The following is a 20,053-nucleotide window of genomic DNA, read 5'->3' as shown; positions in this document are numbered from 1 at the left end:
GCCGCCGCGACCGTGCGACCCGGGTCCGGGCCGGCATGAGCAGTGCCCTGGAGCGCGCCGACCTGCTGTACGACCTCGGCCGCCACGACGAGGCCGCGGCCCTCGCCTCGCAGCACCTGGCCCAGCACCCCGACGACGCCGGGGCGCTGGTCCTGCTCGCCCGCTGCCGGCGGTCGCTGCGGGACCTGCCCGGCGCACTGGCCACGATCGAGGAGGCGCTGCGCGCCGAGCCGGACAGCGTGTACGCCTGGATGGTCCGGGCCGACACCCTCTCCCGGCTCGGCCGGCTCCACGAGGCCGTCGCCTCGGCCCGGCGGTGCGTCGAACTCGCCCCGCTGTTCTGGGGGTCCCACCACACCCTCGCCCTCGTCCTGGAGCGCAGCACCAACCGGGCGCTGCACAAGGACGCGTACACCTCCGCCCGGCGGGGCGTCGAACTGGCCCCGCAGGAGGCCTCGGCGCACTTCATGGTCGGCCTCACCGCACACCGGGTCGGCGACCACGCCACCGCCCGGGCGGCCTACGAGACCACCCTGCGCCTGGACCCGCAGAGCAGCGAGGCCCACAACAACCTGGCGCTGCTGGACCGCAAGCGCGGCCGGTTCAGCCCGCGCGCCTGGCGGCGGGCCGCCGAGGGGTTCGCGGAGTCGGCGGCGCTCGACGCCGACGACCGGCACGCCCGGTTCAACCTGGAGACCATGGCCTGGAGCGTCGCCGCCTCCGCCCGCTGGTTCACGCTCGGCGGGAGCGCCATAGCCCTGGTCGCCACCGTGGTGCCGGACGCCCCGGCCGCCGTCCCGTGGGCGGGCGCCGCGCTGGTCGCGGGCCTGTGGGGCGGGTGGGTACTGTGGCAACGCCGCCGCATCCCGCCGCGGTTGCGCCGGCCGATGCTGATGATCGCGCGGGGCTGCCGGCCGGTCATGGCGATGGCGCTGGCGGCCGGGCTGCTGGGCCTGTACGCGGTGGCCCTGTTCGTGACGGCCGCGTTCGCGGTGCCGGCGGCCGACCGGGTCGTGCTGGGCGGCGTCGGGGCGGCGCTCTTCTGGTTCATGATCGTCACGTACTGGGCCGGCCGGGTGTCCATGAGACAGCGGGCCCCGGGGCGAGGGTCAGGGTAGCCCCTCTTTAACCGCTGGACCAGCGGAAATGACAGGCCGGAGAGTGGGCGCCGACTACGTTGATCACCTTGATCACCTTGATCCCGACCACCGCAGGAGGCCTGCCATGTCCACGTTGAAGGTCACCGTCGAAGAACTGACGATCCATGAGCATCCCAACGCCGACGCGCTGGAGCTGGCCCAGGTGGGCCTGTACCGCGCCGTCGTCGCCAAAGGCGCGTACCGCTCCGGCGACTTCGCGCTCTACATCCCCGAACAGGCCGTCCTGCCCGCGGACCTGATAGCCGAACTCGGCCTGACGGGACGGCTGGCCGGCAGTGGCGCGGACCGGGTCAAGGCCGTCCGGCTGCGCGGTGAACTGTCGCAGGGGCTGGTCTGCCGGCCGGCCGCGCTGGCCGCGGAGGACCTGGCCGTGGCGGCCAAGGAGGGCACCGACTTCGCCGAGCGGCTGGGCATCACCAAGTGGGCGCCGCCGGTGCCGACGAACATGAGCGGCGACGTCGAGTCCGCGCCCGACCTGCTGCCGTGGGTGGACATCGAGAACCTCCAGCGCTACCCGCACATCTTCGAGCCCGGCGAGCCGGTGGTCCTGACGGAGAAGCTGCACGGCACCGCCTGCCTGGTGACGTACGTCGTGGCGGACGAGCGGGTGCTGGTCTCCTCCAAGGGCTTCGGCGGCAAGGGGCTCGCGCTGAAGGAGGACGAGCGCAACCTGTACTGGCGGGCCGTACGCGGCCACGGTGTCCCGGCGGCCGCGGCCCGGCTGGCCGGGCGGCTGGGGGCGACCCGGGTCGGCGTCTTCGGCGAGGTGTACGGCGCGGGGGTGCAGGACCTGGCGTACGGGACGGACGCGCGGACCCAGGCCGGGCCCGGGTTCGCCGTCTTCGACGTGTCCGTCGAGATCGACGGCGAGGTGCGCTGGCTGGACCCGGCGCAGGTGCTGACGGACGGTGAACTCCCGCTGGTCCCACGGCTCTTCGAGGGCCCGTACGACCTCGACCGGATCCTGGAACTGGCGACCGGCCGCGAAACCGTCTCCGGCCGCGAGACCCACCTGCGCGAGGGCGTGGTGATCCGTCCGGCGACGGAGCGCTACAGCCCGGTGGTCGGCGGCCGCGCGATCGCGAAGGCGGTCAGCCCGGCGTACCTGACCCGCAAGGGCGGCACGGAGTACGAGTGACCTCAGGCGTGGGCTCCGACGCTGACGGAGCCGATGGTCAAGGTCGGGCGGGCTTGCTGGATCGCCGCGATGCGTTCCACCTGTTCGTCGAGTTGCCCGAGCCGGCGCGTGGTGAGGTGGGTCAGCGGTTCGACGGTGATCGCCACCTTGGAACCCGACTTCTTCTGGTGCCACACGCCGGCAACGGTCCCGTCGACGAGGAGCACGGGGAAGTTGCCGGCCTGCCCCTTCGACAAGGCCCGGTCCCAGGCCGCGCCCGGGAAGAGGAGTTCCCGCGGCTGGGAGGCGACGGTGAAGGCATCGAAGTAGGGCAGGAGCCGCACGCCCGCGGGCGACAGGCCTGGCTCGACGTCGCCGCTCGCGGTCCAGGCGCGTTCGCCCTCGACCAGGACCTCGGTCAGGTCGGCGGCGTCGAACCGGGCCTTCGCCCAGCCGGCGGTGGTGGCCAGCCAGCGGGCGTAGTGCTGCGGTGTCGCGGGTCCGTAGGCGGACAAGTACCGCTGCAGCAGCCATGCGGCCGCTTCGGCCTGCGGGGCGGGCGCGAAGCCCGGGATCCACCGCGCCGGGCTGGCGTAGGTGATCTTGCGGCCCTTGTTCGGCCCGAAGCACAGTGCGCCCCGGTGGCCGGCGGTCTCGACCATCTGCCGCCACCTGGGCCACATCTCCTGGAACGCGGGCACCACCGGTTCCACCGCCCACCCGCCCACCCGGTCTGCCAGGGCGTCGTTCAGCTCGTCGACGGTCAGCTCCCCCTCCAGGAGGACCGTGCCGATCGCCGCAACGAGTTCGTCGGTCTGCTCGGGGCTCAGCCGCACATGGGGGGCGTGCTGGCCCGTACGCGGCACCGCTGCCAACGCCCCGCACCACAGGGCGAGTTCGGACGCCGGTAGCAGGTGGACCGTCCCACGGGGCCCGAACGTCTTGACCAGCCGCCGCTGCGACCACAGCGCGTCCTGCACGTCGGTGCGGGTCGCCCCGGGGCACCGCAGAGCGATCGAGATCTCAGCGGCCGTCATCACCTGCGCGTGCGCCCCGCACATCGCCGACGCGGCCCCGTCCGGTGTCCCCACGGGCGAGGCGGCGGCCAGCCCCTGCCGCGCCATCCGCTGCCCGCACACATCCGCCCACGACAACTCCACGACAACCCACTCCCCAAGCGAACGAAACCCCGGGCCGGCCACCGTTGCCCTCGCGGCCGGGACCGCGTCCGACCGTACAGCGCAATGGGGACAGCTGCTGTCCTAGTAGCCGCCAGGGCCGCCGTGATTGCGCCACCCGTCCGCGCCGGCGGGCGCCACCGTGCCCGGATCACCGTCCCGCACCGTGTGCCGTGGTGGGATGGGGTCCGGCAGACACCTCGAGCTCACGACGGAAGGCCGGGCACATGTCCGAGGAGACCATGCGGGCGATGGCGTACCACACCTACGGCGGCACGGAGGTGCTCGCCGAGACCCGGCTGCCGCTGCCCAAGTTCGGGCCCGGCGAGGTCCTCGTCCGCGTCAGGCGGGCCGCGGTCAACCCCGTCGACTGGAAGATCATGTCGGGCGGGCTCGACGCCCTGATGGACGTCGTCTACCCCGTCGTCCCCGGCTGGGACGTCGCCGGGACGGTCGAACGGGTCGGAATCGACGCGCCCGAGTTCGCGGAGGGCGACGAGGTCATCGCGTACGCGCGCAAGGACTACGTGCACGGCGGCACCTTCGCCGAGTTCGTGTCCGTCCCCGTGCGCGCCGTCGCCCGCAAGCCCGCCTCCCTCGACTGGGACCAGGCCGCCGGGCTGCCGCTGGCCGGGCTCACCGCGTATCAGCTGCTGACCCGTCTGGGCACGGGGAAGGACGACACCGTGCTCGTGCACGGCGCCGCGGGCGGCGTCGGATCCCTCGGCGTGCAGATCGCCCGGGCGCTCGGCGCGCGGGTCATCGGCACCGCCTCGCCGCGCAACCACGACCGGCTGCGCGAACTCGGCGCCGAGCCCGTCGCGTACGGCGACGGCCTCGCCGACCGGGTCCGCGCGCTGGCCCCGGACGGGGTGAGCGTGGTCGCCGACTTCGTCGGCGGGGTCCTGGACGTCACCCGCGCGGTGCTGCGCGAGGGCGGCCGGCACGCGTCGATCGCCGACCCCGGAGTGCTCGGCGCGGGCGGCCAGTGGATGTGGGTGCGGCCCGTCGGCAGCGACCTGGCCGAGCTGGGCCGGCTCGCCGACGCGGGACTGCTGACGGTCCCGGTCGCCACCACCTTCCCGCTCGCCCGGCTGGCCGAGGCGTTCGAACTGAGCCAGGCCGGTCACACGGCAGGGAAGATCACCATCGAGGTGTGACCGGGGACCTTCCCGTCCCCGGGCAACGGCCGTTCCGCGCGATGGCCGTTCCGGGCTGATCGGCGTTCGAGCGCATGCACGGGGACGTCCGGGAGACGGGCGGGCTGGGAAAGGCCGCCCGGTACCGCGGACTGCCGACGGCTCCTGGTGTGCGGGGAGGGGCCCCGGCCGCGGCTGCTGCGGGGCGGGTGTGGTGCCGGGTTCCGCCCGCGGCGCGGTTGCCGCCGGGGCGGTGGGGTGCCGGGCGTGGCCCGCGGCCGCCGCCCACCCGCCACGGGCCGGCGGTGGCCCGCGGCCGCCGCGGCGCCGGGCTCCGGCCCGTGGCCCGTGGCGGGTGGGCGGTGGCCCCGCGGCCGTCGCGGCGCCGGGCTTCGCCCGTGGTGCCCCGGCGGCTACCGCAGGGTCGGAACCGTGCCGCCCTCCGCCCAGGTGACCTCGACGCCCGGGACGTCACGGCACCAGCGCGCCGTGAGCGCGGACAGGGTGGGCGCGTCCGGCGGCGTCGTGCCCAGGCCGATCGCGAAGCGGGCCGACGACGGCCCCGCTTCGAAGGCGCGCGGCCAGGCGTGCGCGTCCGCGACGCCGGCCTCCTCCAACACGGACAGCAACGACCGTACCCGCCCGCGCACCCGGCCCAGGGCCGCGGTGAACTCCCGCTCCCCGTCCGCGCGTACGCTCACCACGGCCCACGCCGCATGCCGCCGGTGCAGCGGTGGCGGCGAGAGCACCTCGGCCCACGGCGTGTCCGCCTCCAGCAGCTCCCACGCCCGGTAGCACTCCTGCACCAGCAGGTCCCGGAAGCCCGCACCGACCTGGCGTGTGCAACTGCGCACCGGGGCGGAGGGGGTCATGACCGTCACCGGCCCGTCCGCCCGCGGCTGCCCCGTCGGGACGAGGGCGACCGGCTCGCGCCAGTCCCACGCCGCCCACGTCGCGAAGAACCGCCGCAGGAGCTCCGGCTCCGTCAGGTCATCCGCCTCGCGCACCGTCCGGGCCGCCAGGACCGACCAGGCCACGCCCGGCAGCCCGCCGTGCGGAGCCGAGTCGAGCCCGCGGGCCTTCGCCCACGCCTTCACCCGGCGCGCCAGCGCCCCGAACGCGGCCCCGCGCGCGCCGATTCCGTCCCGTACCGTCGCCGCGTCGCTCACCGCGCTCAGCGCCGTGGCGGCCTCCTCGCCGAGTTCCGCGCGCCGCGCCACCGCCTCGCCGGGCGGGACCGCGCCGCAGGGCACCACCACCAGGTCCACCTCCAGGGCGCCGACCGCGAACCGCAGCCCCGGGACCCGGGCGCCGACCACCTCCCGTACGCGTACGGCCTCCGGCAGCGCGGCGCCCACCCGTTCCCGTACGCCGGCCAGGTCGGCCCCGCCCGGCAGCGCCGCGACCAGGTCCAGGTCGGCCCCCGGCAGCGCGCACCCCATCCGCCGGGACCCGACGACCTCGACCACGCCCTCGGGCAGGGCGGCGGCCACCCGCCGGGCCACCGCGTCCGCGCGACCATCGTCCGCGTGATCACCGTCCGCACCGGCACCGGCACCCGACGGAGCGTCCGGCAGCCAGCGGACCTCGCCGGTGCCGAGCGCCACCGTGGCCCGTACCCGCATCGGCTCGTCACCGCGCCGGGACAGGACGGCCAGTTCGCCGACCGGCGCCGTCGGGGGGAGCCCGGCCAGCCGGGCCGCGCAGGCGGCGACGGCCGCGTGCGGGTCCCGGGTCCGCCCCAGCGTCAGATGCGGGGTGAACCCTTCCGCCCGTCCCCGGCAGTGCGGGAAACGCCGCGCCAGCGCCCGCCGCAGTCCGGCCCATGCCGCTGCGGCGCCGTCCGCCGCCGGGTCCAGCCACACCGTGGCGTCCTCCCGGTGCCCGAAGGTGTCCACCCCCGCGAGCCGCGCGGTGAACGGGGGCGTGCCGGCGGCCTCCTCGGCCAGCAGCGCGACGGCGCGCTCGAAGGCGGACTCCGGTACGAAGCCGAAGAGCAGGTTCACGTGCGGCGGCCACCGGTCGAACCGGGGGTCGAGCTCCCGGCGCAGGTCCTGGACCGGCGGCCACAGCTCGGCCGGCGGGATCCACGCCACCGCCGTACGCGCCGTCACCGGGTCCTCCGAGGTCGCGACAGCCCCGGCGGCCCCGGCGGCCACGTCCGCCCCGGTCGCCCCGGTCGCCCCGTCCGTGTCCGTCGAGTCGAGGAGCAGGTCGGCCGCCACCCCGAAGTGGTCCGAGACGTACAGGCCGTCCGCCGTCGCCGGCGCGTCCCCGTGCAGCGCCGCCCGCAGCACCCGTATCCGGGAGGACCCCGGTCCGTCGCCGCCGTCGGCCGTCCGCAGCAGGATCCGGTCCAGCCGCGCGCACCGGCCGCTCAGCGAGGACACCGCGGCCAGCGGATTGACGCCCGGGTCGAAGGTCGGCGTCGCGTCGTCCGCCCCGTACGCCTCGCTCCAGGCGTCCCGCAGCCCCAGGACCGCGGCCGGCCCCGCGGCCCCGCCGCGCCCGTCGTTGAAGTCGCCGACCACGACGACGTCGCCCTCGATCCCGGCCAGCCCCTCGGCCAGCCGGCCCAGTTCGGTCCGCCGGCGCCCGGCGCCGTCCTCGCTGTGGTCGCTCGTCAGATGGGTGGCGGCGACCACCAGCGGTCCGCCCGCCGTCGCGACGGTGACGGCCGCGACCGCCTTGTGCGGGCCCAGCACGTGCACCCCGGCCTCCCGCACGGGAAGCCGGCTGAGCAGCAACAGGCCGCTCTCGTCCACGTCCCGTCCGCGCGCGTCACCGCCGAGCGTGTACGCCTGCCGCACCCACGGTTCGCGCAGCAGCATCGCGAGCAGCCCGGCCTCGACCTCCTGAAGGGCGATCACATCGGCGTCGGCGGCCGCCAGGGTCGCCAGCAGCAGCGGGCGGCGGCGGGCGGTGTCGATGAGGTGCCCGTCGTAGCGGTCCCACAGGGTGTTCCACGTCAGGACGCGGACGGTCGACGGGCCGGCGCCTGACCCGGACCCGGTCCTCGACCCTGGCCCGGTCCCCGCCACCGGTGCCGCCGGCCGCCAGGCGCCGCCGCCTGCCGCGTCCCAGGCGTGCGGGGTCCGCGCGGTGAAGAAGGGCGCCCGCAGCCGCCGGGGTTCGCGCACCCGCCCGGCCCCGGTCTCGTCGATCCGGTCCACGCCCGCCGCCCGGTCCCAGACCAGCTCGCCGTCCGCCTCGACGAACAGCACCCGGTGCCAGGGGATGTCGCCGCCCGGGACGAAGGACGGCAGCGGGACGCGCTTGGGCGCGGCCCCGCGCTGGTGCAGGCCCAGGACGAAGCGGGCCGGGTCGAACCGGGCGTCCCAGCGGACCTGGTGGTAGAGCTGTTCACTGGTCCGCATCAGGCGTCCCTTCCATGGTGCGCGTGACGCGTCGTCTCACTGTCCGCATCATGCGTCCTCGTCCTTCAGGGCACCCGCCGTGTCCTTGATGTCCCCGTCCGCCCCGACGTACCAGGTGCGGTGCGCCTGACCGGGGTAGGGCAGGCTGAACCGGCGCAGCTGCGTGGTGAGTACGTCGGCCGGTACCGGATGCGCGCGGGTGGTGTTGCGCCGCCGCAGCTCCTCCTCGGCCACGACGACGACGGCGTGCGTGACCAGCGCGTCCCGCCTGCGGGCGACCTCGCCCACCAGGGCCCGCTGGCGGTCGTTGAGAGACGTGGCGTCCCACACCACCGTGCCGCCGTCGGCCGCGGCCGACGCGAGCGCGGTGTCCAGCCGGTGCAGCCCCGCGCGCAGGACGGCCTCGTTGGCGCTCTGGTCGGAGCGCGCGCCGCGCGCCGCCCGCAGGTCGTCCAGCGAGACGCGCTCGCGGGCTGCCAGGCCTTCGGCGAAAGTGCTCTTGCCGCTCCCGGACGGCCCGACCAGCTGCACGAGCCGGGGGAACGCCCCGTCCCGCCACCGCCAGGTCGCGGCCACCGCCTCCTCGGGGGTCGTGATCCGGCCCCGTGCGTACGCCTCCCGGGCCTCCGCCCAGCAGCGGTCCGCCGCATCGCCGGCGTCCTGCCCCGTGAACGACGCGCGCAGTGCGGCGCGCAGTGGCTCCAGGGGCCCGCCGGCCGCGGCCCCGGCCAGCAGTCCCGCCTCCTCGGCGTGCAGGGCCGACCAGGCCACCTGCTCGGCCGCCGCCGGGTCCTCGCGGACCGCCGCCACGGCCCCGGCGACCGCGTGCAGCACGCCGGGATCGGCGGCCGCCGCCATCCGCACCAGGCCCCCGCGCCGCTCCTCGTCGGGGAACGGCCGGTGCAGCTGCCCCTGGAGCCCCACCAGATCGGCCACCCGCCGGGCCAGCGGCATCCCGAGGGCCGGGGCCAGCCGCGGCATCAGCTCCGCGCGGCGCGCCGTGTGCAGCGCGGCGGCCAGTACCCCCGCCAGCCGGGCCTCGCCCGTGCGGCCGAGCAGGTCGAGCCGCGCGGCGGCCTCGGCCCCGGCCGCCGCGGCGTCCGCGTCCACGGCCGCCTCCACGGCCCCGTCCGGCCACCGGCGCGCCGCGTCGGCGTACCCGGCGGCGGCCAGCAGACCGGACACGTCGGGCGCCGCGCCGGAACGCACCGCCCACAGCGGGGCCGCGGGCCCGAGTCCGTTCTCGACGACGGCGGCGTACATCCAGTGCGTGTCCGTCGTGACGTGTCCGCCGCGCACCCACTTGGCCACGTGCCGCCCGAACGCGGTGCGCTCGAACCCGGCGACGGTCCGTACGACGTACCCCTCCTGACGGGTGGTGTCCAGACGCAGCCGGCGCAGCGCCCGCTCGTCGAAGACGCCGCGCCACAGCACGGGCGGCGTGGGTACGCCGAGCCGGGTCAGGAAGCGCACCGTGCGGTCCCAGTCCAGGCAGTGCTCGCCGTCCCACACGGAGAACCCGTAGAACCAGCTGTCGAGTTCCTCGTACGCGAGGGAGTGCCGGGCGTAGAGGTTCTCGCCGCAGATCCGCCGGCCGTGCGGGATCCCGGCCCCGATCCGCCCCTGGAGCCCCTTGACCCAGGCCCGCGACGGATGGTGGCCGGAGTCGAGCGAGCGGGCGTGCAGCCCGTCGGCGTACAGGGTGGTGTTCTCCCCGTCGAGCTTCTCGGTGACCACGACCTCGCGGCCCAGCAGCCCGGCCAGATCACCGGCCCGTACGTCGTCCGCCGACGCACCCGGGGACCAGGGCAGGTGCGGGGTGCGGGGATAGTGCGTACGCATGGGGAACTCGGCTCTGTCGGCTCGGTGTCGGGTGTCCGGTCACTGTAGGTATCCGGTGCGGCGGCGCTCCAGCGATTAACCGGTCCGTCCCCGTCCCGCCCCGCCCCGCCGGGCAGCGTGCGGTGCGGTCAGGCCGTGGTGTGCGGCCGGGCGGGGCTCAGGTACCGGACGTGCACGTCGTCGGCGTGCGGGGCGATCCAGTCCCGGAGCTGGCCGGCGGCCTCGCGCAGCAGGTCCCCGTCGCGCGCGGCGTCGACGGTCTCCATCAGGAAGGCGACCCGTGCGGAGCCGGGAGTGACGCGGGTGCGGTGGGCGTCGCGGTGGTTCCAGTGCCGGGTCAGGACGGAGGCCGCGTCGGCGTAGACGACCTCGCCGGGCCGGGGGTGCTCGACCGTGCCGGGTTCGCCGAGCGGGGTGAACTCCTCGGTCGCGGTGCCGGCGCCGGTGGCGAACCGGATGGTGACGTCCCCCGCGACGGCGTCCAGGTCGAAGGCCCCGGCGGGCAGGCCGTGCCGTACGGAGACGGCGTTGTAGGTGTCCACGGCCGGATTGATCCTCGGCAGTGCGCCCTTGCGGGCGAGGCGGCGGCCGAGGGCGTCGACGCTGGGGCGCTCGCGGCGCGGGTTGGTACCGAAGGCGCGGTAGGCCGCGTGCCATGAGGCGAGCCGCGGGTCGTGCTCGTCGGCCGGCAGCCAGCTGCCGGCGGCCACCTCCGCCTCCATCGCGTCGAGCGCGGCCGCGGGCTCGGACCACGGCCGTTCCCCGCGCACGCCCTCGGCGGTGACGAGCGCGATCAGGGTGCCGGGGAAGGCCTCGGCGACCTCGGGGGACAGATGGAAGACGGTCATCTCAGCAGCCCTCTCGGTTCAACGGAATGACCCACACGGTATACCGTGGTGACCTCGGCAGTCCATTGGAGTGACCTTTCGGTACGCTGGACCGACCGGCGTGCAACCCGCGCAGGCAAACGCAGGCCATGCAGGCCATGTCGGCCATGCAGGCCACGTAGGTCATGGAGACACGTCGACACGTCGATACCTCCACGCATCGACACGTCGCCGCGTGGAGTGGGAGCACCGGGAGAGGCGGACGGGTGACCGGGACGGCCGAGGCCCTGCAGGCGGTGGCCCGCAACGTACGCGACGCGCGCACCCGCGCCGGGCTCTCCCTGGAGCAGCTCGGCGCCCGCGCGCAGGTCAGCAAGGGCGCGCTGGTCAGCCTGGAGAACGCGCAGGGCAACCCCAACCTGGCCACCCTCGTGCGGCTCGCCGACACCCTCGGCATGCCGGTGTCGGCGCTGATGGAGGGCCCGCGCGAGGGGCGGGTCCAGACCGTCGACGCGCATGCGGTCACCCCGCTGTGGACCGGCCCGCACGGCGGTTCGGCCCGGCTGATGCTCACGACGACCGGGCCCGCTCCGGTGGAGGTGTGGCGCTGGCGGCTGCACCCGGGCGAGGAGTACCCCAGTCACCCGCATCCCGCCGGTGTGGTGGAGACCGTCAACGTCACCGCGGGCCGGATGATCCTCGTGGTCGACGGTACCGAGCACCCCCTGGCGGCCGGCGCCACCGCCACCTTCGAGGCCGACGCCGCCCACGTCTACCGGGGCGCCGGCACCGGCCCCTGCGACCTGATCATGACCGTCCACCTGCCGGCCGCCCCGGCGCTCCGCGGCTGACGCGCGCCGCGGCCGGCCGCCGGACGCGGCCGTGCGTGGCCAGACGCAGTGCGTACTCCACCGGGCCCCGGCCCAGCGGCCGCCCGGCCAGCGCCCGCTGCCAGGCCCACGCCGCCACCAGTGCCACGCCCGCGAACGCGGCCAGCGCCCGCCACGAGTGCGCCCCGTTGGCCGGCCCGGCCAGCACCAGGGCGTGCACCACGTACGCGCTCAGGGCCATCGCCCCCAGCGCGGCGAGCGGCCGCAGCAGCCCCGCGCCCAGCCGGGCCCGGGCGGCGAGCACGCACAGGCCGATCAGCGCACAGCCCACGCCCGCGTTGCCGATCGTCTCCAGCGGGGTCTGGCTGTACGGATCGGCGATCAGCAGCCAGTCCCAGCTGGTGCTGGGTATCGCGCCGAACTGCCGCCCCAGCACCGCCCGTACGGGATCCGCCGCCGCCAGCGCCTCCGGATGCCGTTCGGCGATCGTGGCCAGCAGCCGCTCGCGGCCGCCGCCGACCTCGGTCGCCAGCCACGCGGTGCCGTACGCGGCGACCGCCGCCACCGCGCCCCAGGCGGCCATCCGCGGCGCGACCGACGGCTCCCGCAGGTCGCACAGCCGGCCGAGGGCCATGCCCACCAGCACGTACGGCAGGTACGTCAGCACCGGGTACGCGCCCGACAGCAGCAGCTGCTCCAGGACCTCGCCGGCCCCCGACCAGCTGGTCAGGTGCGCGAGTTCCGGCACGGCGCCGCGCCCCGTCGTGGTGTACCCGAACAGCGGCCCCAGCACGAACGACAGCACGGGTCCGACGACCACGCTCGCCGCGGCCACGGCCGCGAGCACCGGGGTGGACAGCCGTGTGAACGGCTCCGCGGCCAGGAAGTAGAGGGCGAAGAACGCCAGGATCACCAGGATGCCGGGCCAGAGCGTGGCCAGCCAGAGGCCGAGCGCGGCGAGGACGGCGCTGCGGATCAGCAGCGGCCGCAGCGGACGCGCGCCGCGCGGGCCGTCGTGCCGCTGGGCGAGCGCGAGCGAGAACCCGGCGAGCAGCGTGAAGAGCGCGGGTGCCCGGCCGTCCGCCGCGAGGACCAGGTAGCGCGCGCCCGAGGGTTCGGGGTCGGGGCCGACGTGCACGGCGAACATGCCGAGCACGGCCAGCCCGCGCACGGCGTCCACACCGGTCAGCCGGCTCGCGGGCCGCTCCCCGATCCGTGGCTGGGTGGGGCGGCGCATTCTTCTCCCTGGTGGTGGGGCGGTGCGGTGACGCGGTGACGGTGAACGGGGTGACGGTGAACGTGGTCGGACCGGCGTGCTTGCGCAGCGCCGGTCCGCGCCTGGACGGTAGCAGGAAACGCATAACCTGGTTATAAGAAGGTATAGGGCCGGCAAAGCCTGAGCACCAGCCCCCTGCGGACCGGAGGTCCGCGGCCGCCGGCCCCGAATCCGCCCGCCCCGCGGTGGGCCCGGCACCGGACCGGGCCCGGACCGGGCCCGGACAAGATTGCGGAATCCCTGGCCGCAGGGCGTCGGGCGGAGTAGATTTCGCGCTCACCACGGAGGAAGTGGCCAGAAAACAACGGCGATCCCACACCATTTCCGGAGGATCAGCGCCCCATGTCGCAAGCGGTGAAGAACGTCCAGAACACCCCCACCCGGCTCGAAGAGGTGGAGGGCTGGTTCTGGGCCGTGGACCAGCTGATGTTCGACTGGTTCCTCGAACGGCAGAACAGCAACCCGGGCCCGGGCCGGCGGGGCGACCTCCTCGAGCTCGGCGCGTACCTCGGCAAGAGCGCGATCTTCCTGGGGCAGTACCTCCGGGACGGCGAGACGTTCACCGTCTGCGACCTCTTCGGCGCGGACGCCCCCGACGCGTCGAACATGGCCGAGACCACCGGTTCCTACGCCAGCCTGACCCGCCCGGCCTTCGAGGCGAACTACCTGTCCTTCCACGACGCGCTGCCCGTGATCATCCAGGCGCCGACCTCCGTCGTCACCGAACGGGTGGCCGCCGGCTCCTGCCGCTTCGTGCACATCGACGCCTCGCACCTCTACGAGCACGTCCGCGGCGACATCGCGGCCTCCCGGACCGTGGCCGCGCCCGGCGCCGTCGTGGCCTTCGACGACTACCGCTCCGAGCACTGCCCCGGGGTCGCCGCCGCCATCTGGGGCGCGGTCGCCACCCAGGGCCTGCACGTCCTGTGCATCACCGGCAACAAGCTCTACGCCACCTGGGACGACCCCGAGCCGCTGCGCACGTCGCTGGCGGCCTGGGTCGCCGGCCGCGAGGACCTGGAGCTGTACGTCGAGGAGGTCGCCGGGGAGCCGCTGCTCCGCATAGCCGGCGCGGACGCCGTCCCGCCCGCCCTGCCGGTCTCGCGGCACGCGGCGGCGGAGCCCCCCGTCCCCGCCGCCGCGTCCGCCCCCGCACCGGCCCCCGCACCGGCCGCCGGGGCACCGCGCCCGCTTCCGGCGCGGTGGCGCAAGCTGGGCAAGGACCTGCTGCCGCCGGTCCTCACCCGGGCGATCGTCAGGCGGCGCCACCGCCCGCGGCGGCCAGCACCGCCTCGGTCGTGACCACCTTCGCGTAACGCATGGTGTGCAGCGCGGCCGCCGTGGCCCGGGTCAGCTCCTCGGCGGTCAGCGTCACCCCGTCCGGGCCGGCCATGTCGAAGGTGTGCATGGCGTCGATCGGGAAGACGGCGTCGTAACCGAGGTTGCCGGCCATCCGGGCGGTCGACTCGTTGCAGACGTTCGTCATGATGCCGATGACCACGACCTGCCGCGCGCCGCGCCCGGACAGCCACGCGTGCAGGTCGGGGGTGCCGTAGAAGGCGCTGTTGACGGTCTTGGTGATGTGCAGGTCGGCGCGGATCCCGGCGAGCTCCGGCTTGAGCTCGTACCCCGGGGTGCCCGGCTCCAGCGGGCCCGACTCCGACTGGTGCTGCACGATCACCACCGGCCGGCCACCGGCCTGCCACGCCTCGGCGATCGCGGCCATGTTCTTCTCGGCACCGGGATTGTCCCGACGCCCCCAGAAACCGTGGTCGTCGAATCCTTTCTGTACGTCGACCACCACGAGGACGGCGTCGCGGTCGAGGGTGAGCGGGGCATCGAATGCACTGGTGTTCGTCATGGCCCCAAGCCTGCGGGGAGCGGGCCGGGGGCCGTGACGGCGCCGGCCGCCGATGATCGATAATTTCCTGCCATGAACACCCGAACCGTGGGCTGCGTGGTCTTCGACGGCGTCCGGGCCTTCGACTACTCCGTCATCGGCGAGGTCTGGGCCGACCGGAACACCTTCGACCTGCGGGTCTGCGGACCCGACGGTGCCCGCGTCAGCATGGGCGGGGGACTGGAACGCATACCCGACCACGGCCTCGACGCGCTCCTCGACTGCGGCCTCGTCCTCGTCCCCGGCCCCACCGACCCCGTCACGCCCCGCCCCGCCGCCGTGCTCGACGCGCTGCGCGCCGTGCACGCGCGCGGCATCCCGGTGGCCTCGCTGTGCGCCGGAACGTTCGTGCTGGCGGAGGCGGGACTGCTCGCCGGCCGTACCGCCACCACGCACTGGGCGCTGGCCGACCGGCTCGCGCGCGCCTATCCCGACATCGACGTCCGCCCCGAGGTGCTCTTCACCGGCGACGGCGGGATCTGGACCTCCGCCGGGGTGGCCGCGGGCATCGACCTCTGCCTCCACCTCGTCCGCTCCGCACACGGCCAGCAGGCCGCCGCCGCCATCGCCCGGACCATGGTCACGGCACCGTTCCGGACCGGCGGGCAGGCCCAGTTCATCCCGTCCCCGGTCCCCGAGGACACCGGTCCCGACGACCCGCTCGCCCGCGCCCGCGCCGAGGTCCTGGCCGCCCTCGACACCCCCTGGACGGTACGCCGCATGGCCGACGCCGCCCACATGTCGGAACGCACCTTCGCCCGCCGCTTCGTGGACAACACGGGCATGCCCCCGCTGCGCTGGCTCCTGGAACAGCGTGTCCTCGCCGCCCAGCAGCTGCTGGAGGAGACCGACCTGCCGGTCGAACAGATCGCCGTCCACTGCGGGTTCGGCTCCGCCGTCTCGCTGCGCCCGGCCTTCGTCCGCCGCGTGGGCCTCGCCCCGCGCGACTACCGGCGCGCGTTCCGCGGCTGAACGGCGGCCGCCCCCGGGCACGTCGGCGGGGGCCACGCACCGCCGCACCGGGGGCCGTTGTCAGTGCCGGGACCTAGCGTCTCGACCATGACGCGATCCGTACAGGCGTTGGCCTACGCACGCCCTTCCACACTCACCCCCGGCGGGGGCGGACAGCTCCTCGGGCTCGAGACCGCCGGGGGCACGACGCCCGTCGGCGAAGAACCGCATCCGCGGTTCTTCGCCGGCTTCCTGACGTACCCCCAGGCCGCCGCACGGGGCCTGCTCGCCGTCGCCGACGTGGCCGCCACCCGCTACTACCAGCGCTCCCTGCGCGCCTCGCTGGACCCGGTGGTGACCGGCAACGGCGACCGCCTGCGGTTCGAGTCGTTCTCCGGATGCTGCGGGGTGTACGCCCGCCTCGACGTGCTCCAGGACGGGCTGGACGGCGCCGACACCGGGCACGGCACCACCAACGTCGACGTCAACAGCCCCCTGCGCGAGGCCCTGTCCCGGCTCTCCGGCGACGAGCCGCTGCACCTGCGCGTCGGCCCCGACGAGATGGCCGTGACCACCCTGGACGGACCCGTCGTCGAGAAGAAGGTGCCGCTGCCCGACCGCTGGCTGCGCGGCTTCGCCGAAGCCCAGGTGATATCGGCCGGCTTCGACCTGCGGGCCGAGCTGCCGGCCGCCGAGGCCGTCCGGTTCCTGCGCGCCCTGCCGCGTACCGGCTCCGGCGGGGCCGCCCGCGGCGCCCTGTGGGCCGTCCCCGCCGGCCGGACCCTGCGGCCCACCACCCGGCCCGTGCCCGGCGCGGTGTGCCTGCCCGGCCCCGAGCGGCTGGCCGCACTCCACCGGGTGCTGCGGCACGCCACCGGCCTGCGCGTCTACGCCCCGAACGCCGCGAGCGGCGGTGGGGCCGGCGGCCGGTCCGACGGGCTGCCGACCGCCTGCGCCTGGGAGGTCACCCTGCCCGGGATGCGGCTCACCCTCACCCTCTCCCCGGACCCCGCCCGCGGCTTCTCCGGCGAGGGCGGCGTCCTGGAGGCGCTCGCCACCGACGAGGCCGCCGCCGACGCCGACCTGATCTCCGTCCTGCTCGCCTGGGAACCGCGGATCGACCCCGCCGACCTCGCCGAACAGTCCGGGCTGCCCGTCACCCGGGTCCGTGCGGCCCTGGCCCGTCTGGGCACCGCCGGCCGCGTCGGCTACGACATCGCAGACGCCGCCTACTACCACCGCGAGCTGCCCTACGACGCGGAGCGTGCCGAGCGGCACAACCCGCGGCTCGTCGCGGCCCGCGCGCTGCTCGCCGCCGGTGCCGTACGCCCGGACGGCACGGGAGCCGGCTCGACCACGAGCGTCGTCTCCGGTGAACGGACGTACCAGGTCCGCGAGTCGGCAGGCGGTGTCCTCAGCTGCACCTGCCAGTGGTGGGCCGACTACCGGGGCCGGCGCGGCCCCTGCAAGCACGCGCTCGCCGCCCGGATGGCCGGGCGCGCCGCGATCACCTCCGGAGGGGTGCGATGAACGCGATCCTGGACGCGGTCCGTGCGGGCCGCTGCGACCTGATCCCCGGGCTGATCGAGCCCCTGGACAGGCCCGCGCGGCGGGCGCTGCTCGGCGAACTCACCGCGCTGCGCCGCGAGATCCGCGGCTGGGACTGGACCCGCTGGGCCGAGGCCGACCGGATCCGCGGAGGCCTGCTCCTGGCCGGTGCCGGCTGCCACACCGGAGCCGCGGCCGCCGCCCACTGGATCGGCGCCCGCGACCTGCGCGGCGGCGGGCGCTCGCCGTACACCGACGCCCTGCTGCCCCTGCTCGCCGACCGCGATCCCGCCTGGCTCGGCGACCTCGCCCACCGCCTCGCCGGCCGCGCCGCCACCGCCGAGACCGACTTCGCGCTGATCCGGGAGCTCGTCCTGCTCGCGGGCTGCCCCGCCCCCACCACCGACGCCTTCGTCCACGGCTGGGCGCAGTCCCTGCTCCCCACCGGGCGCCCCGGCGCCTCGCGTTCGCTCGCCCGCGCCCTGCGCGAGGACCCGCACGTGGCGGAGCTGCTGCCGCGGCTGTTCGAGACGGCGGAACCCGCCGCCGCCCTCTCCTGGTACGCCGACCCGCAGGCCCCCGGCCACTGGCCGTACGAGCTGACCCGGCTCGCCGAGGACGGCCTCGTCGAGCGGCGGGTCCTGATCGACGGCTGCACCTCCCGGCTGCTGCGCGGCGGCCGCCCGACCCGGCTGCGGTTCTACCTGCTGCTCCTGCAGCGGCTCGGCCTGACCCCGGCCGAGGAGAAGGAACGGACCGCCGACTGGATCGCGCTGACCGCCGACGGGCCCTCGACGGTAGCCGGACACGCCCAGCAGATCCTGGCCCGGCTCGCCGCGTCGGGCGACCTCACCGTCGCGCAGCTCGCCGACATGTCCGGAGCGGCGCTCTTCCGCCCGGAGAAGAAGCTGGTGCGCGCCCAGCTGACCCTGCTGGGCAAGGTGCTGCGGCGCGAACCGGCCGCCCGCGCCGAACTGCTGCCGGTGGTGGCCACCGTCTTCGGCCACGAGGACACGGCCCTGCAGGAACGGGCGCTGAAACTGGCCGCCACCCACCTGGACCCGGCCGACGCCGCGCTCCGGGAGGAACTGGCCGGCTGCGCCGAACTGCTGAGCCCGGTCCACCGGGTCCGCGCCGCCGAGCTCCTCGGCGCGCAGGCCGACGCGGCGGAGCCGGGGCCGTACGAGGAGACGCTGCCGCCCGCCGGGGCGCGCCGCCGGCTCCACCCCGGCCCCGACACGGTCGCCGAGACCGTCGAGCTCGTCTCCGCGCTGATCAGGACGCAGGACCCGACGGTCACCGAGTTCGAGCGGGCCCTCGACGCCCTGGTCCGGCACGGTCACCGGGACCGGGCGGCCCTGGCCGCGGCCCTCGGCCCGGCGCTCGCCGACCGCTGGTGGAACGGGCCTGTCCGGCTCGGCGAGTTGCATCCGTCCCCGGAGCGGCTGCACGGCCTGGAGGTCGTGGCCGCCGCCGTACTGGGCCGCGTCCGTGCGCCGGACCTGGTCCCCGATGACCACCGCCGCGGCAACCCGAACCGGCCGGACTGCGTGCACTCCGCGCTGGAGGAGGTCGTCACCGCCCGGCTGCGCGAGGCCGCGCACCGGCTGCTGACCGGGCCGCTGCCGTACCTGCTCGCCACTCCCACCTGGGAGACGGGCACCCTGGAGCCGGACGATCTGGTGGCCCGCCTCGCCGCGTACGGGCGGGCCGGCGCCGAGCCCGCGCCCGCGGACTTCGCGCAGGCCCTGCTGCGGGTACGCCGGGACCCGGCGGCCGCCGGGTCGGCGGCCGCCCTCGGGACGCGCGAGGGCGAGCGGCTGGCCGCCTGGCTCACCACCACGGCCGGCGAGCCGGCGTCCGCGCACCGCCGGGTGCGGGAACCGGCCCCGCGGCGCGCTCCCACCCACTGGTGGAACCTCACGGGCGCGGACACCCGCCACCTCGTCGTCGACACGGGGGAACGGCCCGCGCTCCAGCGGGAGTTCCCCGCCGTGTTCCGCACACTGGGGCGCCCGCACGACGGCGACACCGGCTGCTACCACTGGAACGGCCACAGCGCGCTGTCGCCGGCGGTGCTCCCCGAGGACCGCGAGACGCAGGCGGCCTGGCTGCTGAAGGCGGTGACCTCGTGCGCCACGGACGACGAGCGCGGCGCCGCGGCGCCGCTGCCGCAGCTGGCCGAACTCGGCGGCGCGGCGGGGCCGGTGCTGCACCTGGTGGTGGCCACCGGCCTCGGCGCGCGGCACGCCGAGGACCGGCTGGCGGCGGTCGACGCCCTGCTGCACCTGGCGGCGCGGGGCGAACTCGACGCGGGGCGGGTGGGCCGGGACGTGGCGGAACTCCTCTCCCTGGGCACGGTCAAGCCGAACCGCCTCGCCGACGCGGCGCGTACGGCGGCGGCCACCGGGGCGTACGCCACGACGTGGACGGTGCTGGCGCAGGCCCTCCCGGCGCTGCTGGACGCGCCGACGGGAGCGCCGAGGGGCACGGGGGAGGTGCTGGCGGTGGCGGCGGACTGCGCCGAACGCGCCGCCCCGGCGGGGCCGGTCCCGGCCGGCCTTGCCGCGGCCGCGGCCCGCGCCGGCACGTCCCAGCTGACCACCCAGTCCCGCCGCCTCCTCGCGGCCCTGCCGGCCCGACTTCCCGCGGCGGCCGCGTCGTAACCCCCGGCGCCGCCCCGGCCCCCCCGCGTGGCCGGGACGGTCTTCGGTTGGAAAGGGACCGCTGCCGGACCCGGCCGACCGCACGGGGGCTTCGCCCCCGTGCCCTCCGCCGGCGATCGCGGCGCGGCGCCCGGGCCGACGCGCGACGGGACCCGTGCCGCACTCTTGTGCGGGCGCGGCACGCCCGGCACCCTGGCGCGCGTACGGCCAACCCCACACACGGTCGACGAAGGTCGAGGTGC

The 20,053-nt window shown here is 76.1% G+C and carries 14 protein-coding genes; 8 read left to right on the top strand and 6 right to left on the bottom strand.

The window, feature by feature from the left end; all coding sequences use genetic code 11:
- The first annotated feature begins 35 nt into the window (after positions 1-35).
- Together ACZ6KO_RS20105 and ACZ6KO_RS20100 are read left to right on the top strand one after the other, a co-directional pair.
- Positions 36-1,118 (top strand): tetratricopeptide repeat protein, encoded by a 1,083-nt coding sequence (locus ACZ6KO_RS20105; RefSeq protein WP_469305342.1) that lies wholly within the window; start codon positions 36-38, stop codon positions 1,116-1,118.
- A gap of 106 nt (positions 1,119-1,224) precedes the next feature.
- Positions 1,225-2,298, top strand: a complete 1,074-nt coding sequence (locus ACZ6KO_RS20100) for an RNA ligase (ATP) (RefSeq protein WP_469305341.1) — start codon at positions 1,225-1,227, stop codon at positions 2,296-2,298.
- Positions 2,299-2,300: 2 nt separating this feature from the next.
- Here ACZ6KO_RS20100 and ACZ6KO_RS20095 read toward each other — a convergent pair whose 3' ends face one another.
- Positions 2,301-3,437: a winged helix DNA-binding domain-containing protein gene (locus tag ACZ6KO_RS20095; RefSeq protein WP_469305340.1), complete on the bottom strand. Its 1,137-nt coding sequence runs from the start codon at positions 3,435-3,437 to the stop codon at positions 2,301-2,303.
- A 260-nt stretch (positions 3,438-3,697) separates the two neighbouring features.
- On the opposite strand from ACZ6KO_RS20095, the gene ACZ6KO_RS20090 reads away from it, so the two are divergent.
- A complete protein-coding gene (locus ACZ6KO_RS20090) occupies positions 3,698-4,615 on the top strand; it encodes an NADP-dependent oxidoreductase (RefSeq protein ID WP_469305711.1) in 918 nt (305 codons plus the stop codon).
- Positions 4,616-5,007: 392 nt separating this feature from the next.
- On the opposite strand, the gene ACZ6KO_RS20085 is transcribed toward ACZ6KO_RS20090, so the two are convergent.
- From ACZ6KO_RS20085 to ACZ6KO_RS20075, 3 genes are all read right to left on the bottom strand, one after another.
- Positions 5,008-7,971, bottom strand: a complete 2,964-nt coding sequence (locus ACZ6KO_RS20085; RefSeq protein WP_469305339.1) for a poly(A) polymerase — start codon at positions 7,969-7,971, stop codon at positions 5,008-5,010.
- A gap of 48 nt (positions 7,972-8,019) precedes the next feature.
- Positions 8,020-9,813 (bottom strand): RNA ligase family protein, encoded by a 1,794-nt coding sequence (locus ACZ6KO_RS20080; protein WP_469305338.1) that lies wholly within the window; start codon positions 9,811-9,813, stop codon positions 8,020-8,022.
- 128 nt (positions 9,814-9,941) lie between these two features.
- Positions 9,942-10,661, bottom strand: coding sequence for a B3/B4 domain-containing protein (locus ACZ6KO_RS20075; RefSeq protein ID WP_469305337.1), 720 nt, complete (start codon positions 10,659-10,661; stop codon positions 9,942-9,944).
- A gap of 245 nt (positions 10,662-10,906) precedes the next feature.
- Here ACZ6KO_RS20075 and ACZ6KO_RS20070 point away from each other — a divergent pair, with 245 nt between their 5' ends.
- Positions 10,907-11,491 carry a helix-turn-helix domain-containing protein gene (locus tag ACZ6KO_RS20070; protein WP_469305336.1) on the top strand — a complete coding sequence of 195 codons (585 nt, stop codon included), beginning with the start codon at positions 10,907-10,909 and terminating at the stop codon, positions 11,489-11,491.
- Here ACZ6KO_RS20070 and ACZ6KO_RS20065 read toward each other — a convergent pair.
- Positions 11,448-12,707 (bottom strand): heparan-alpha-glucosaminide N-acetyltransferase domain-containing protein, encoded by a 1,260-nt coding sequence (locus ACZ6KO_RS20065; protein ID WP_469305335.1) that lies wholly within the window; start codon positions 12,705-12,707, stop codon positions 11,448-11,450. The two genes, ACZ6KO_RS20070 and ACZ6KO_RS20065, sit on opposite strands and share 44 nt — an antisense overlap.
- Positions 12,708-13,088: 381 nt before the next feature.
- Between ACZ6KO_RS20065 and ACZ6KO_RS20060 the strand changes: the two genes are divergently transcribed.
- Positions 13,089-14,048, top strand: coding sequence for a class I SAM-dependent methyltransferase (locus ACZ6KO_RS20060; RefSeq protein WP_469305334.1), 960 nt, complete (start codon positions 13,089-13,091; stop codon positions 14,046-14,048).
- Here ACZ6KO_RS20060 and ACZ6KO_RS20055 read toward each other — a convergent pair.
- Positions 14,002-14,607: a cysteine hydrolase family protein gene (locus ACZ6KO_RS20055; protein WP_469305333.1), complete on the bottom strand. Its 606-nt coding sequence runs from the start codon at positions 14,605-14,607 to the stop codon at positions 14,002-14,004. The genes ACZ6KO_RS20060 and ACZ6KO_RS20055 overlap by 47 nt on opposite strands.
- Before the next feature lie 72 nt (positions 14,608-14,679).
- Between ACZ6KO_RS20055 and ACZ6KO_RS20050 the strand changes: the two genes are divergently transcribed.
- The 3 genes from ACZ6KO_RS20050 to ACZ6KO_RS20040 all read left to right on the top strand — a co-directional run bounded on the left by ACZ6KO_RS20050 (position 14,680) and on the right by ACZ6KO_RS20040 (position 19,811).
- Positions 14,680-15,618 carry a GlxA family transcriptional regulator gene (locus tag ACZ6KO_RS20050; RefSeq protein WP_469305332.1) on the top strand — a complete coding sequence of 313 codons (939 nt, stop codon included), beginning with the start codon at positions 14,680-14,682 and terminating at the stop codon, positions 15,616-15,618.
- Between the two features lie 87 nt (positions 15,619-15,705).
- On the top strand, positions 15,706-17,127 hold the full coding sequence (locus tag ACZ6KO_RS20045) for an SWIM zinc finger family protein (RefSeq protein WP_469305331.1): 1,422 nt from the start codon (positions 15,706-15,708) through the stop codon (positions 17,125-17,127).
- Positions 17,124-19,811, top strand: coding sequence for a DUF7824 domain-containing protein (locus tag ACZ6KO_RS20040; protein ID WP_469305330.1), 2,688 nt, complete (start codon positions 17,124-17,126; stop codon positions 19,809-19,811). The genes ACZ6KO_RS20045 and ACZ6KO_RS20040 overlap by 4 nt, the downstream gene beginning before the upstream one ends.
- Positions 19,812-20,053 lie beyond the last annotated feature (242 nt).

Source organism: Streptomyces sp. NPDC042102, assembly GCF_055582305.1.
This window is presented reverse-complemented; position numbering and strand designations above follow the sequence as displayed.